The sequence below is a fragment of the Bacillus sp. V2I10 genome (assembly GCF_030817055.1).
In the GTDB taxonomy this organism is placed as follows: domain Bacteria; phylum Bacillota; class Bacilli; order Bacillales; family Bacillaceae; genus Bacillus_P.
On record NZ_JAUSYV010000001.1, the window covers coordinates 2,386,529 to 2,402,206 of the forward strand.

A 15,678-nucleotide genomic window follows, 5' to 3' on the forward strand; every position below is an offset into this window, starting at 1 on the left:
TTACGATGAAGCAAACATTGGCAAAACAAAGATGGATCCGGTTAATACCAGTTGTTTTTATCACATACAGCCTTGCCTACTTAGACCGGGCGAACTATGCGTTCGGCGCTGCAGGCGGAATGGCGCAGGATCTCCAGATTACTCCTGCCATCTCCTCATTGCTTGGATCTCTTTTCTTTTTAGGCTATTTCTTTTTCCAAGTTCCCGGAGCTCATTATGCCGAAAAGAAAAGTGCCAAAGTCCTGATTTTCTGGTCGTTAATTGCTTGGGGGGCACTTGCAACCGCAACAGGAATGGTTTCAAATGTTAATTTCTTATTTATCATCAGATTTATGCTAGGAGTTGTAGAAAGTGCTGTAATGCCGGCTATGCTTGTCTTTTTAAGTCACTGGTTCACTAAAGCAGAACGTTCACGTGCCAATACATTCCTTATCCTTGGAAATCCGGTAACTGTTTTATGGATGTCGATCGTTTCAGGTTATTTATTGGAAGCGTATGGCTGGAGATGGATGTTTATTATTGAGGGACTTCCAGCGGTTATTTGGGCCTTTTTATGGTGGAAGCTTGTGTTTGATCATCCTAAAGATGCTAAATGGCTGAGCGCAAAAGAAAAAGCCGACCTTCAGGCTGCCCTTGAAAAAGAACAGGAAGGGATCAAACCCGTTAAAAACTACCGAGAAGCGTTCAAATCGAAAGTTGTTATTTTACTGGCTGCTCAATACGCTCTATGGAGTGTTGGACTTTACGGATTCGTCATGTGGCTTCCTTCTATTATAAAAGCAGCCCCGAATATGAGCATTGTTCAAACGGGTTGGCTATCAGCAGTCCCTTATGTTTTGGCCGTCATCCTTATGCTTACAGCTTCGCATTTTTCAGATAAGCTGCAAAAACGGAAAGAATTTGTCTGGCCGTTCCTGTTTATCGGTGCAATTGCCTTTTATGCATCGTACTTGATTGGACCGGATCACTTCTGGGTCAGCTTCGTCTTGCTTATTATAGCTGGAGGCGCAATGTACGCTCCATATGGACCGTTTTTCGCGATCATTCCAGAGATTCTTCCGCGAAATGTGGCTGGCGGTGCGATGGCCTTAATCAATTCAATGGGTGCGCTCGGATCATTTGTCGGATCTTATGTCGTTGGATATTTGAACGGTTCTACCGGGGGTTTCGCGGCTTCTTACATCTTTATGGCCGGGTCGTTGCTGCTGTCCGCCATTTTAACAATTATTGCAACGAAACAGGCAAAAGTAAAGCATATAAGACAGTCCAACATTAATACGAATATTTCATAATAGACTGGGGAGTGGAGAAAATGGGAGTAACTGAAATCAGAAACCGCGGGGTTGTAGCTGTCATAAGAGGAGCAACGCCTGAATCCATTATTTCGATTGGCAATGCTTTAAAAGACGGCGGTGTCACTGCCCTTGAAATTACAATGGAAACGCCAAGAGCAGCGTCTGTTATTGAGGCTGCAGCGGCATACTTTGGAGACGAAGTGCTTGTTGGAGCAGGGACCGTCCTCGATCCGGAAACTGCACGGATGGCCATACTTTCAGGAGCAGAATTTATTTTTTCACCAACTGTACGTAAAGAAACAATTACTATGGCTAAACGCTATGGCGTCATTAGTGTACCAGGGGCATTTACACCGACGGAAATTCTTACTGCCTATGAATATGGAGCAGATTTAATTAAAGTTTTCCCTGCTGATGCTTTTGGACCTTCCTATTTAAAAAATATTGCAGGACCGCTGCCGCATATCCCGCTGATGCCGACAGGCGGGGTTGATCTTCATAACACTGCTGATTATATGAAAGCAGGAGCTGTTGCGGTTGGGGTAGGAAGTACCCTTGTGAATACGAAAAAACCATTAACGGAAGAAGCTCTTCTTAATATAAAAGAAAAAGCTGCAGATTTTATCAATGAAGTAAAGAAGGCAAGAGAAGAAATCCAAATGGCCGCTCGGTTTTGAGCGGCTGCGTTTTTAGTTAATGAAGAGGAGAGTGGATTAATGTCTGTTTATCCGATAAAATGATTGGTACGGACAGATTGGAAAGAGTTGATAAGATGGCAAGAGTGACGATGGCTGATGTAGCCAAAGAAGCCGGAGTTTCTAAAAGCACGGTCTCTCAATTTATAAATAAACGCTATGAATATATGGGTGAAGATACCAAGAAAAAAATTGATGAAGCGATCAAATTCCTTGGTTATCAGCCCAACTACCTGGCAAGAAGCTTAAAGCAGAAACGAACATCGATGATCGGCATTATCGTCGGAAACATCATGCACAGGCTCTCAACAGAGGTCAGCCGTTCGATTGAGGACTATTGTCATAAGCATGATATTCACGCCATATTATGCAATGCCGATGACAACCCTGAAAAAGAGCGCAAATATATTGAAGTTCTTCATGCGAAGCAAGTAGACGGACTGATTATTTTTCCGACAGGGCAAAACCTGGACCTGTATCAGAAGCTGATAGATGAAGAATATCCTGTCGTTTTTATGGACCGTAAAGTTGAAGGATTAAAAGCCAATTATGTAGTGGCAGCGAACCGTGATGCAACGGAAGAATCCATTAGGCATTTACTTTCCCGCGGCCATACTAAAATAGCAATCGCTACGCAGCCGCTGATAATCAGTCCAAGGATTGACAGGCTGAAAGGTTACAAGCAGGCGCTGAGTGAAGAGGGTATTCCGCTCATCAATGAGTATATGATACATGCAGATCGGGAGCAGATGAAACATGAATTGGAAAAGCTCTTTGCATTAAAAGAGCCGCCAACAGCCCTTTTTGCCGGAAACGATTTAGTTTTTATTGAGATCCTTGAATTTTTTAAAGACAAGCAGATGAAAATTGGGAAAGATGCAGCGTTAATTGTGTTTGATAATATCCCGCTTGCTCATTTAGCTGAAACACAAGTGACCACCATAGACCAGCCAGGCTATGAAATGGGACAAAAAGCAGCTGAAATCCTGCTGAAGCAAATTAACAAAGAATGGAACGAGGTTCACGAGCATGTTTTCCCTTGTGAACTCATAATTAGAGAATCATCGTAAGCGATTCTCTTTTTTTTAAGCCATTACTAAACCGGTTTAGGAGGAGATGGAATGAAAATTCAACTGGCATTGGACCGTTTATCGATTGATGAGGCCATTAAGATAGCCGGTCAGGCTGAAAAATTTATAGACATCTTAGAAGTAGGAACTTCTCTGATTAAGGAATACGGAATCGTCAGCATCTCCAGATTGAAAGAAGCCTTTCCAGATAAACTTATATTGGCAGATATGAAAACCATGGATAATGCTATATATGAATTCCAGTTATGCTTTGAAGCTGGTGCTGACATGGCGACTGTCATGGGAGTAAGCCCGCTTCAGACAATTGAAACGTCCCTCAAAACAGCTGCAAAGCATCAGAAAAAAACAATGATTGATTTATTAAACACAACAGAAGAACAAAAAACAGCTATTTTTCCTTATACTGAGGCTATTTTTTGTGATCATGTCAGTAAAGATGTACAAGAAAAGTCAGGATTGAATAACACAGCTTCAGCTACTTTTGATTCGTCTTTGCATTGGGCAATTGCAGGAGGTATAACAGGAGAATCTATTCAAAATATGGCAGGACCGCTTCCTGAAATCGTCATTATTGGATCAGCAATCACAAAAGCCCCACAGCCTGAAAAAACTGCTGAAGCATTACGTGAAATTATTGAGAGAAAGAAGGCGGAATCACATGGAACAGCTTGAAACCATTCTATCTGAAATAAAGACAGTCATTAAAAGAAGCAGCTCCCAGCAGATTGAACCGATTGTCAGCGAGCTTTTAAATGATCAGCGTATTTTCGTCATCGGTGAAGGCCGTTCAGGATTGATGGCAAAATCCTTCGCAATGCGTCTGATGCATTTGGGAGCAGAAGTCTATGTTGTAGGCGAAACAATCACACCGAGTATATCTAAGAATGATATTTTAGTAGCTGTATCAGGGTCCGGTACGACAAAAAATGTTGTCTGGACGGCAGAAAAAGCAAAATCAATCGGCTGTATGGTTATTGCTGTAACTGCTGATCCAGAAGCGCAGCTCGCTGCACTTGCCACCCATATTCTTCATGTACCAGCAGCAACTAAATATCGAAAAGAAGGTGAACAGCCAACGATTCAGCCATTGGGATCCTTATTTGATCAATGTGTCCATCTTCTATTTGACGGCATTTGCCTGCAATATGCAGAGAAGAAAAAAATCAGCAATGAACAGGCATTTCAGAAACACAGCAATATGGAGTAGGAAGATAAAATTAAGAGCTTGTGTCCAATCTGGCCCAAGCTCTTTTCTCATTAAAATGAAAGCATGGCACTGCGCTCATCAAAGGTCTTCATAAGTTGCGGATTATTAAATCAGAGGAAACGGGCATTAAACCGATTTGTCTTGATTAGATGGGCGGGATCACTCTATGAGTACACATGATATGGAGTTAAACTGTTTTGTGGAATCAAACCGGCTCAATGAGTAGCTAAGTCTAGGAATAATCCTGTTTTGGGGAATCAAACCGGCTTAATGAGTATCCTAGTCTATGCATAAAACTGTTTTGGGGAATCAAACTGGCTCAATGAGTAGCGAATTCTAAGAATAATCCTGTATTGAGGAATCAAACCGGCTCAATAAGTATCTAAGTCTAGGAATAATCCTGATTTGGGGAATCAAACCGGCTCAATGAGTATCCAAGTCTAGGAATAATCCGGTTTTAGGAGTCTAACCAGCTCAATGAGTATCTAAGTCTAGGAATAGGGCAAGTTTTGAGGAATAAATCAGCCTCTATAAGTACCCAAGTCTAATAATTTTCCTGATTATGGGCAAAGTGGCGCTCATCAACAAAGATAGAGCAACATAAAATTAATTTTTTGAGATTTGCTGTTATTTTTAAGGCGCTTTATCATTAGGGACAGGTGAAAGGAGAAATGCTTTGATCATGAAACCTCGCTGTGAATCATTAGAATTAAGAATTTTGAGGTATTTAAATGCCCGTTTAGATTTGCCTGCAAAGGATAAAAATCATTATACCAATCTCAAAAAAGGATTTGAAGGGGAGCAGAAGTTTGACGAATGGATGAAGGACCTTGCAGGTGAGGGGGTGATTTTAAATGATTTATTATTCGAAACGAACCATTCCTTATTTCAAATCGATTCTTTATATGTTTCATCAAACACGATTTATCTTTTTGAAGTTAAAAATTATGAGGGTGATTTTTTTATCGAAGAGGATAAATGGTATTTATCTTCAAAATTAGAAATTAAAAATCCCATGCATCAATTAAAAAGAAATGAATCCTTATTACGGCGATTACTCCAGGAGCATAAATTTATATTTCAGGTTGAAGCTTATCTAATTTTTATCAACCCCGAATTTCAACTCTATCAAACACCTCTAAATCTCCCAATCATATTACCTTCACAGCTAAATCGTTTTGCTGAAAAAATAACGAAAAAATCGAACAAACTAAAAGGAGTTCATACTACCTTAGCTCATAAATTGTTATCTCTTCATCTAACCGAGTCTCCATACTACCGCCTACCTAACTATTGCTATGATCAACTTGAAAAAGGAATTCTCTGTCCAGTGTGCTATACATTCTATAGGTCGTTAAACAAAACGGCACTAATATGCGATTGTTGCAAGGGGATAGAGAGGCACCAAAGCGCTGTCTTACGGAGCACGGAAGAATTTAGAATGCTTTTTCCAAAATCCAAAATTACTACAAACCAAATACATGATTGGTGCAGTATCATAAAAAATAAAAAATTCATTTGGAAAATTCTTTCTAAGAACTTTAAAAAAGAAGGACATGGGAAATCAGCTAATTATGTTGAAAATCTTTGAATACCGTAATTTCAGATTTCACTATTTTGCGATTCTTTTGGCTTATATACTTTTCCGATTTCAGAGAGTGAGCCAGTATTGGGGTCGAGATATTCATAATCACTATAATTACGCAAAATCCAGGTGTGAGCTGGAATTGGAAATCATACGCACTCTATGAGTACTCAAAAATTCAGCATTGAGCCAGAAAAGGGGATCATCGTACTTTATGAGTACCCAAATTTATGATTGAGCCAAAAGAGAGGAATCATACGCAAGCAATGAGTATTCAAATTCAGGATGGAGCCAAAAGAGAGGAATCATACGCAAGCAATAAGTACCTAAATTCAGCAATGAGCCTAAAAAGGGGATTCATACGCACCATAAAAGGGATCATACTTAAGCAGCCAACAAAAAAACTGACTCAACCCGAGTCAGTTTTTTCATTATTTGCTGTCTTTTTTTTCATCTTCCCGGTCAAACCAAAGCAGCTCTTGGTCTTCTTCGTCGCCATTGTAGTTAATGAGAATTTCTTCTCCTGCTTTTATGTCTTTATATGCGCTGAAGATAAAAGTATGGTTTTCAAAGCTGATTTCGTATGTGGCATTGGGAGTGTAGGAATGGTTAAAAAGCATGCCGTAGCCTAAAAGGATGGCTGTGTGGTTCTGGCCATATTCAAATGCGTAATCAGCAAGGGTTGTTTTTTCGATATGAACATGCTCGGCATTTGGATATGGAATAACCGGAGCCTCGTGGATAATTTCCCCTTTTGCGATGTCTCGCGTAGCGAAAACGCCTCTATTAAATTCCCCGTCGCTAAGGGAAGATGTTTTGATTTCAATCATTTCGTCACCTGTATGATCTTTCCTGTTAAGTTTTTTTACCTATATAAGCTTGACAGTTCATTGGGAGAAAAGCAACTGTTTTCACGGTTTGTCCTCATTTTTTTAGTTGGAAATCTAAAAACATTTAAAGTTCAGCTGAATAGCAGATAAATGGTACATTAAATGAAAAACAAATAACTGGGGAGATGAAAATGAACAGAATTGGGAGCTTTTCAAAATGGCTTTACTCGCGGGGGGGATTATTGATCATCATGATCTTCTTTATATAAAAAGCAGAAAAAATCGGACACATAACATGTCCGATTTCTTACATCAGCCTGTATTCCGGAGTCCTGCAGCGATTCCGTTTATCGTCAGCAGCACTTCGCTTAACAGTTCTTCATGAGGGCGATCATCTCCGGTTTCGCGCAGTTTCGAAATCACTTCAACCTGAAAAAAGCTTAATGGATCCACATAAGGATTTCGGAGCCTTACAGATTCCTGGATGTTTGGAATGTGATCCATTAACTCTGTCTGCTCTGTAATGTGGAGGAGGATTTCTTTTGTTCTGTTGTATTCTGCCTTGATATCGTTAAAGATCCGTTCAGCTGCCTGCTGATCGTCAACCATGCCGAGATATTCTTTTGCTGCCATTAAATCGGCTTTTAATAAAGCCATTTGCAGATTGTCGATGGTTGAACGGAAGAACGGCCAGCTTTTGTACATTTGCTGAAGGCGGTCCAGGTTTGCTGCATCCTTTATCCCTCTTTGTAATCCAGTTCCGGCTGCATACCAGGCAGGGAGGAGCTGACGGCTCTGTGTCCATGCGAACACCCATGGAATGGCCCGCAAATCTTCAAACCGCTCGCTTCCTTTACGGCTCATCGGGCGGGACCCGATATTGAGCGCCCCGAGTTCAGGCAGCGGAGTCGCTTGTTTAAAATAAGTTAAGAAGTCTGGATCTTTAAATACAAGCTCCTGATATTTACTCAGTGACACAGAAGATATCTGATCCATGGCTTCTTCCCAGTCGTTCGTGCGGATATCTGACTGTTCCGCTTCACTTGAAACATGCGCTGCAGCTGTAAGGAGTGTTGAAGCTGCCTGCTCAAGGCTGCGGTAAGCTATGTCAAATAAACCATAGCGCGATGAGAGAACCTCTCCCTGCTCGGTAATTTTGACTCCGTCTCCAAGGGTCTCAGCCGGCTGAGAAAGAAGACTTCTGTTAAGAGGACCGCCGCCGCGTCCAAGCGAACCGCCGCGTCCATGGAAAAACTTCAGACGAATGCTGTACTGTTTAGCCATATCATGAATTTCCTGCTGAGCTTTGTAGAGCTTCCAGTTGGCTGTAAGTGTCCCGCCATCTTTGCTTCCATCAGAGTAGCCAAGCATGATTTCCTGCAGGTTGTTTTGCTCCTGCAGATGCTTGCGGTAAAAATCCAATTGGAAAAGCTTCTCCATAATTTTAGGACCTGCAATCAAATCATCAATCGTCTCAAGCAGGGGAGCGACATTTAGCTTGCTTTCAATCCGTCCATCAGGGTGCAGACGATAAAGGCCTGCTTCCTTGGCAAGAACCATCACTTCAAGCAAATCACTCGCTGATTGCGTCATGCTCACTAAGTACACTTCAATTGACCTCTCGCCAAATTCCTTGTGTGCGTTGCGGATCATATGGAATACTTCCAAAACATCCTGAGTTTCTTTTGAGTAATCCTCTTTAAAGGAAACAAGAGGTCTTGGATCCTGCAGAACATCTCCGAGTAGCTTCATTTTTTCTTCTTCTGACAGGCTCGAATAATCCTCAGCAAGCTTTACGTAATGGAAAAGTTCTTTAATTGCAGCCTCATGCTCGCCGCTGTGATTGCGGATATCAAGGGTTGCAAGATGAAAGCCGAACAGTTCGACCTGACGGATCAGCTTCTGCAGACTTTTCAGCTCATAGCCTTTAGGATGATGAAGCTTAACACTTTTCTGAATCAGCTTCAGATCATCTAAAAATTGATCAGAAGCTTTATAGCCAAAATCACTCTGCGGATCTAATTTTTTTAGCATAATCGTTAATTTACAGCGATACACTTCATGCTCAATTTGCCATCTTTCTTTTTTGCTTAAAAGAGAAACTTCATTGCGCACTGAATTAAGCAGCTCATCACTGACAGTCACACGCTTTGTCGATTGGCTCAGTCGCTTTCTCAATTGCTTCAGTGATTCTTTGTATTTGCGGACAGCAAGTGTTCTGTGTTTATTCAGCGTTTTCCAAGTGATATCCGCCGTTACATTTGGATTTCCGTCTCGGTCTCCGCCGATCCACGATCCGAAGCGGAGAAAGTTAGGGACCTGCCACTCACTTTCCTGATAGTGAGTCTGCAGACAATCCTCCAATTCCTGATGAATTTGAGGCAGCACTTCAAATAATGTTTCATCAAAATAATACAGCCCATTTGCGACTTCATCCATTACTGTAGGCTTACGGTCTCGCAGCTCATCCGTCTGCCACAAAATTACGACTTCATTAAATAGTCGGTCCTCAAGCTCTGCCCGTTCACGCTTTGTATGAATCGGCTGATCCAGACTATTAAGCAGCGCAGCGATCCGTTTATGAATTTCGAGGACACTTCGTCTTGTCGCTTCTGTTGGATGTGCTGTGATAATCAGCTCCAGCGAAAGGGTCTTGAGCAGATTCTGAATAACGTCCGCAGAGATGCCATTCTCTTTTAATGAAGCAACGGCATTTTCCAATGAACCTGGCTGTTTGACAGACTCTTCCTGAAATTGATAATCGCGTCTTCGTCTGATTCGGTGGTTCTGCTCTGCGATATTGACTAAATGAAAATAGACCGCAAAGGCTCTGATAACCTGTTTTCTAAGCGGAGGTTCAAGCGTCCTTATTTCCCTTTTTAAATCGGCATATATAGAATCATCCGCATGACTGCGAAGAGATTTTGTCATCTCCCGGATTTTTTCGACCTTATCTAACAGCTGCTGTCCGCCCTGGTGAACGAGCACATCTCCCAGCATGTTTCCAAGGAACTTTACATCGCGGCGCAGTGCCGCGTTATGATTGCGATCTTGTATGGTTTCTGATTTTACCGTCATTCTATGCACCTCTTTTACTGGAATGGATTCCATCTTTTTACCATTTGTTTTTTGAAAATTAAAATAATGATAAGTTTACCATGAATCGTATAAAAATGCATAGTATCCGCATTTATATTGTTCTAATTTTAAGAATTTTCATGTTAAAATAGTGTAATGCTTACTATATTTGCTTTTTTCCGGTATAAATATTAACTAGATTAAAAGGTGATGTGAATAAATGAAAAGAGTAGATGTGGCGTACGTTCTTTTATACGATGACAAGAACAGCCGTATACTGATGGTCAAAAATAAAGGGAAATCTTCTTCCTCCTATTATACATTACCGGGTGGAGCAGTTGAGAATAGTGAAACCCTTGAGCAAGCTGCAATTCGAGAGGTTAAAGAAGAAACGGGGTTAGAGGTTTCTGTTAATGGAATCAATAGTGTAAGCGAAGCATTTCTTGAAGAAAGAGGGCATCATGTCATTTTCTTTACTTTTATTGGCCGAATAACCGGTGGAAAACAAGAAATTCTACTGCCGGAAGAAATTGAAGAAATCACTTGGATGGATGCTGAGTCGGCAGCACAATATCTTCATCTTTCAGCAGGACAGCTGGAATGGAGTAATGAAATTCCTTATATACTCAGAAGGAATTGATTATTACTAAACGATTAGAGAAGGCTCATTATATTCATGAGTCTTCCTTTATTTTTTGCAATTATTACATTCTATAAAAAAATATGAAAAAAAAAGAAAGATAGCTTCGGGGATAAGTCGGGTATTGTAATTAAGAGAAGGAACTTTTTAATACACGAAGCAAAAAGCATTTTTCCACAGATGTGAAATATGGGACTAAGATAATGATAATTCACAATTTAAGGAAGTAACTCACTCTCTGCTCCTGTTCAAAGGTTGTATGCTATTATATATATAGTTTACATATAAATACATGGTACTTTTTCGAAAAGGGGAAAATAATGAACTCTTCTATTAATATAGGCGGTCTTGATTTTAAATGGGACTTGGAAAAAGGTCGATTTTTATTTGAGGAACAAGATGCCGTTCTCTTCTGGATCTCTAGTGCAATGAAAACGTTCTTTGATACCATTGAAGAAATTTCTGGTGAGGAAGCATCTAATTTAGTTTTTGAGACTACTGGATTCAGGCAGGGGCTAGTGGTTGGAGAATACTTTGCAAAAATGAAAAATGTCAGTATTTTAGAAGCGACAGAGTTAATTACTAATACATATGCTTCAGCTGGCTGGGGCCGTGCTGAAATTAAACATTTTCATTTAGACTTAAAAACACTGACAGTTGAACTTAAAGACAGTTGGGAACATAAGATTAATATTGAGCAAGGAAAGACCAAGGGAGGCAATTTTCTTCCTGCACACTATGCAGGAATATTTACTGGACTTTTTGGTGCAAATATATGGTACAAAGTCGTGCAGCATCAACTAGAAGGATACACATACAGTGAGATTGAATACTTTCCATCAGACATTACTATAACAAATAACATTCACCAATTAGCCAGAAAAAAGGAAACCGAACAAATTATACAGTTAGAAGCTTTAGTTGAAGATAAAACAAGAGAATTGAAAGCACTTGTTAAACAACTTTCTTCTCCAATCATTCCCGTACTTGAAGGTATTGTGGTTGTTCCGTTAATTGGAAAATATGATGAAGAACGATCAGAAGAACTTTGTGAAAAAACGTTAACGAATCTTCCATCACATCAAGCAAATTACCTTATCCTTGATCTGACAGGTTTAGATAACGATCTTAGCGAGCACACAACAAGTTTTATCTCAAGAATCGGATCTGCAGCAAATCTTACAGGCACGAAAACAGTTCTTGTGGGAATTTCTCCTGAGCTAAGTATGCAAATCACTCTATCGGAAATTGATTTTTCTAAATTTGATTGTTTCCAAACTCTGCAGCACGGAATTCTTTATGCTTTAGGGCAAATCGGTCGTCAGATCTTTTAATCATAAAAAAAATGCGATCCTTCAAAAAAAGAAGAGTCGCATTTTTTTTACATATAGTGAAATTAGTGGGGCCAAAAATCTAAATTAAGAAATTATTGATTAAATTTATAGGTTTTATTTAACTGATTAATATTATATATCCTATTATTGAGCCAATGGTATTATCCATCCGATTTCTTCTCCATTAAAAATAATGTTTAAATATAGTTTTAATTTTATATATATCTAAATAAAATTAATTTCAATTTTCTCATGTTATATTCCGGAAGTAACTGTTATTAAGTGTGAAAATATGCTATAAATTTCTAGTAACCGTTTTTATTTTTGACAGGAGGACTACCATGCACCAAGTTCGAATACTTGAAGGCTTACTAGATCCAATTACACATTTTGAAAAGCTTCATCAATCAGAAAAAGTGAAGGGTCTCTCGTTAAGAATTGCTTTACTCATTGGATTAAGTCTCCTGCTTGCTGCAGGCAGCGCTTATTTAGGCATACATACGGAAGAAATTATGAAATTGATGGATACGATTGGAAGGGAGAAGCTGGAATTCGCTAAGCTTCTATTTGGGATTGGCGGACTTTTATCGGGATTACTTACTCCTATATTCACTCTTCTATTTTTTACATTAGTATTTAGAGTGTTTTTTTATGAAATAGGGTGGGCCAAGCTTTTTACAATCGGATTGTTTCCCGCATTTCTGTTATTCATAGAAAAAGTGCTTAACTTCCCGCTCTTCTATTATTTAGGAATTAATTCTGAATCCTCTCCATTCGGTTTAGGTGTCCTTATCCAGTTAATTTCAAACCAGTCATTCCTTGTGAATGCACTAAGTCATGTCACAATCTTTTTGGTATGGAGTGCTTGGATCCAAATGATAGCTTTGCAGAAGATGTCTGATAAAACAATGAAATCAATCATAGGCATCGTGCTCTTTGCTTATTTCATTTTCATTTTGGTTACTGCTGCATTCGTTTTATTAACGCAAAACCTGGGAATTTCGTTGTAGGGGGATATATGAAAAAGCAAACGTTGATCGGGATTATCATCACTATAAGTCTAGCATTCATCATAATAAATATAAGTATCATATTGAGCACAGATCACATAGAGAGGTCTAAAGCATTAAACTCGTATTCCAATACTGAAAATGGGGACTTAAAGAACCTGCTTTCTACTAAAGGAGTCGTGATTCCTTCTTCGAATTATTCCATTCATTATGATAAATCGTTAGGAACGATTAATGAAGTAAAGGTGTCCGAGGGAGATGCGGTTTTGGCAGGGGACATTCTCATTGAATATCAAACTGGCCACATAGATGCTGAAATTGAGGGACTAGAACAGCAGATCAGCAGATTGACTGCCAGGCTGAGTTCAGCCGAATCTGATTTGTCCTCTTTAGAACAGCAGCTGAGTGATGCGAAATTGGACTCCACACCTGATCTATTTGATACAGAAAATAATAATAATAATAATAATGATAATAATGATAATAGTGAAGAAGTGATAAGCAATCAAATAGGCGACAAACAGGATCAAATTGAGGATCTCAACTTGCAGATTGACGGGATTAATCTAAAAATCACCCAATTGCAAGGAGAGAAAGCAAAATATACGATTACCAGCAAAATGGATGGGACAGTTACTGAAATCAATCCATATCCACAAAGTGAGAAGGAAGCAGTAGTCTCAATTAATTCAATTCAGCCTTTTCTCATTGAAGGAAAGCTTTCAGAAAAACAAGCAGCCACAGTGAAAGAGGGACAAAAAGTAATCGCTTCCGCAAACGTTTTGCCTGATCTGAAAAAAGAGGGTACGGTAAAAGAATTGAAAATGGATCCAATCGGAGTGCCATCCGTTGAAGAAAAAGAAAGCTTTTATCCATTTCGAGCTGAAATGATTGAAGCTGACGAAACATGGCATCACGGATATCACATCAGTCTTGACATCGTCCTCGAAGAGCGGAATGGAGTTGTCGTCATACCTGATTCCGTTATTCAAAAAAAGGCAGGGAAAAACAATGTTTACGTTATTAAAAATGGAAGACTGGAAAAAAGGGAAATAAATCTTGGGCTCGAGGTAAACAATCGCAATGAGGTGTTGCAAGGGTTAGCAAAAGGTGAGAGAATCGTCAGTCATCCATCGAAAGATTTAAAAGATAAGATGGAGATTTTCATGCCGATTAATCATCGTTATGTTGAGAAGAAAACACTAAAGACATTTTCGAATGAACAGAGGGTTCGTTTGATTTTAAGAGGATTTGTTCATTAAAATAAAGAGTTTGATCAATGTAATGGGGGAGTGGCCGGGTCTATACGACTATGTCATTCTACCTGTTTTTCTTTATATTTTCTTATTATTTGTATGAACTTGAATTAACAAAATCTCTTTATACTTTATTCGTACAATACTTTTAAGAGTATAAAGGAGATGTCAGATGAAAAGGAAAAAGTTTTTATACGCAGCAATTGCAGCACTGATAATGAGTACTATGGTTTCAACTGGAAATGGACAGACTGTTTCAGCGGCAAAGAGAACTGGCTATGGATCAACTGAATTTGATCTCCAGGCACACCGCGGCGGAATGGGGCTTACAGTTGAATCTACTATTGCATCATTCTCTAAAGCTCTTGAACTCGGAGTGAACACCCTTGAGCTTGATGTGCAGATCACTGAGGATCATCAAGCTGTTGTGACACATGACCGCAAGATTTCAGGCGGAAACTGTCAGGATACAGCTCCGGTATTCTCAGGTGATCCCGAGTACCCATATGTCGGAAAATACATAAAAAATCTAACGCTTGAACAAATCCGCACTCTTGATTGCGGTTCAAAAACAAAGCCGCAGTATCCTGGACAGGAGACAAGTCCAGGAGCTAAGATGCCCTTGCTGACTGAAGTTTTCGATCTGGTCAAACGCTACAACGCAAAAAAGGTCCGAATGAATATTGAAACAAAGGTAGAAGCGGGTGCTCCTCATGAAACCGCCCCGCGTGAAGAATTTGTTCAAATCGTTGCCCGAGAGGTCCGAGAGGCAGGAATGCTTGACAGAGTATCCATTCAAAGCTTTGACTGGGGTTCACTTATGCGCATGCGTGAAGTTGAGCCAAGTCTGCCTATCATAGCGCTGACAAACGGTCCGCAATTTTTGCAGCCAGGACAGCCGGGAGCATCACCATGGCTTGGTGGAATCGATATCGACGCTTTTGACGGAGACTTAGTGGCAGCCGTCAAATCATTTGGAGCAGATGCAATCTCGCCAGTACACGGTTTTCCACAGAATGGAAAAATCACCGATGAAAACTACGAACCATACGTAACAAACCAAATGGTGGAAGAAGCTCACGAAGCCGGAATGAAAGTGATTCCCTGGACAGTAAATGATACCCCAACAATGAACAAGCTAGTAGAGGATGGGGTCGACGGTATTATCACTGATTATCCTGACCGTCTTCGTGAAGTCATGTCTCAGCATGGTTTTAAGATGCCTAAAAGATATAAAGCGCCAAAAAGTAATTACCTAACTATAAATAACTAATAGGAGTCTGTTCTCAAGAAGGAATAATTCATGAATATAAAAATGCAGTCCATGGACCGGGATTGCATTTTTTATTTGGATATAGAAAAATAAAAGATAATTAACCATTTTTCTTGAGTCATATGATATGGTTTAGGAGGAAATAAAAGGATTTTATTTATATAAAATGTTAAATAACGAATGTGAGGAGAATTCGCATGAACGCAATTAAGAAGATTTTACGATACATAAAAGGCTCCGGCAGAGGGCGATAGGGCTTTCTTAAAAAGATAGCAGTGATAGTAAGAGCAGGATCTTTAGTGATTTTGCTCTTTTTTGCTGTACCAGCGTTAAAACTAGTTAAAAAAAGCATACCCATCTAATGTGGATATGCTTCAGAACTCT

General features: G+C 39.7%; 13 protein-coding genes. 11 read left to right on the plus strand and 2 right to left on the minus strand.

Going from position 1 to position 15,678, the window contains the following annotated elements; genetic code table 11:
• Positions 1 to 5: 5 nt before the first annotated feature.
• The 6 genes from QFZ72_RS12015 to QFZ72_RS12040 all read left to right on the plus strand — a co-directional run bounded on the left by QFZ72_RS12015 (position 6) and on the right by QFZ72_RS12040 (position 5,879).
• Complete coding sequence (locus tag QFZ72_RS12015) at positions 6 to 1,292, plus strand: MFS transporter (protein ID WP_307433538.1); 1,287 nt, start codon at positions 6 to 8, stop codon at positions 1,290 to 1,292.
• Between the two features lie 20 nt (positions 1,293 to 1,312).
• Positions 1,313 to 1,972 carry a bifunctional 4-hydroxy-2-oxoglutarate aldolase/2-dehydro-3-deoxy-phosphogluconate aldolase gene (locus tag QFZ72_RS12020; protein WP_307433541.1) on the plus strand — a complete coding sequence of 220 codons (660 nt, stop codon included), beginning with the start codon at positions 1,313 to 1,315 and terminating at the stop codon, positions 1,970 to 1,972.
• A gap of 95 nt (positions 1,973 to 2,067) precedes the next feature.
• Complete coding sequence (locus tag QFZ72_RS12025) at positions 2,068 to 3,060, plus strand: LacI family DNA-binding transcriptional regulator (protein WP_307433543.1); 993 nt, start codon at positions 2,068 to 2,070, stop codon at positions 3,058 to 3,060.
• A 51-nt stretch (positions 3,061 to 3,111) separates the two neighbouring features.
• A complete protein-coding gene (hxlA, locus tag QFZ72_RS12030; protein WP_307433546.1) occupies positions 3,112 to 3,753 on the plus strand; it encodes a 3-hexulose-6-phosphate synthase in 642 nt (213 codons plus the stop codon).
• Entirely contained in the window at positions 3,740 to 4,288 is a 549-nt protein-coding gene (gene hxlB, locus QFZ72_RS12035; protein ID WP_307433549.1) for a 6-phospho-3-hexuloisomerase, read from the plus strand. Before hxlA ends, hxlB begins: the two co-directional genes overlap by 14 nt.
• A gap of 682 nt (positions 4,289 to 4,970) precedes the next feature.
• A complete protein-coding gene (locus QFZ72_RS12040) occupies positions 4,971 to 5,879 on the plus strand; it encodes a nuclease-related domain-containing protein (RefSeq protein WP_307439724.1) in 909 nt (302 codons plus the stop codon).
• Between the two features lie 425 nt (positions 5,880 to 6,304).
• On the opposite strand, the gene QFZ72_RS12045 is transcribed toward QFZ72_RS12040, so the two are convergent.
• The gene (locus QFZ72_RS12045) at positions 6,305 to 6,703 is read right to left on the minus strand and encodes an SET domain-containing protein (protein WP_252200887.1); all 399 of its coding nucleotides are present in this window, start codon (positions 6,701 to 6,703) and stop codon (positions 6,305 to 6,307) included.
• A gap of 312 nt (positions 6,704 to 7,015) precedes the next feature.
• Positions 7,016 to 9,781, minus strand: a complete 2,766-nt coding sequence (ppc, locus tag QFZ72_RS12050) for a phosphoenolpyruvate carboxylase (RefSeq protein ID WP_307433553.1) — start codon at positions 9,779 to 9,781, stop codon at positions 7,016 to 7,018.
• A 220-nt stretch (positions 9,782 to 10,001) separates the two neighbouring features.
• Between ppc and QFZ72_RS12055 the strand changes: the two genes are divergently transcribed.
• From QFZ72_RS12055 to QFZ72_RS12075, 5 genes are all read left to right on the plus strand, one after another.
• Positions 10,002 to 10,421, plus strand: a complete 420-nt coding sequence (locus tag QFZ72_RS12055; protein ID WP_307433556.1) for an NUDIX hydrolase — start codon at positions 10,002 to 10,004, stop codon at positions 10,419 to 10,421.
• Between the two features lie 320 nt (positions 10,422 to 10,741).
• On the plus strand, positions 10,742 to 11,755 hold the full coding sequence (locus QFZ72_RS12060; protein ID WP_307433558.1) for an STAS domain-containing protein: 1,014 nt from the start codon (positions 10,742 to 10,744) through the stop codon (positions 11,753 to 11,755).
• A gap of 341 nt (positions 11,756 to 12,096) precedes the next feature.
• Positions 12,097 to 12,765: a hypothetical protein gene (locus QFZ72_RS12065; RefSeq protein ID WP_307433560.1), complete on the plus strand. Its 669-nt coding sequence runs from the start codon at positions 12,097 to 12,099 to the stop codon at positions 12,763 to 12,765.
• Positions 12,766 to 12,773: 8 nt separating this feature from the next.
• Positions 12,774 to 14,027: an efflux RND transporter periplasmic adaptor subunit gene (locus QFZ72_RS12070; protein WP_307433563.1), complete on the plus strand. Its 1,254-nt coding sequence runs from the start codon at positions 12,774 to 12,776 to the stop codon at positions 14,025 to 14,027.
• 166 nt (positions 14,028 to 14,193) lie between these two features.
• A complete protein-coding gene (locus QFZ72_RS12075; RefSeq protein ID WP_307433566.1) occupies positions 14,194 to 15,294 on the plus strand; it encodes a glycerophosphodiester phosphodiesterase in 1,101 nt (366 codons plus the stop codon).
• Positions 15,295 to 15,678: the final 384 nt, after the last annotated feature.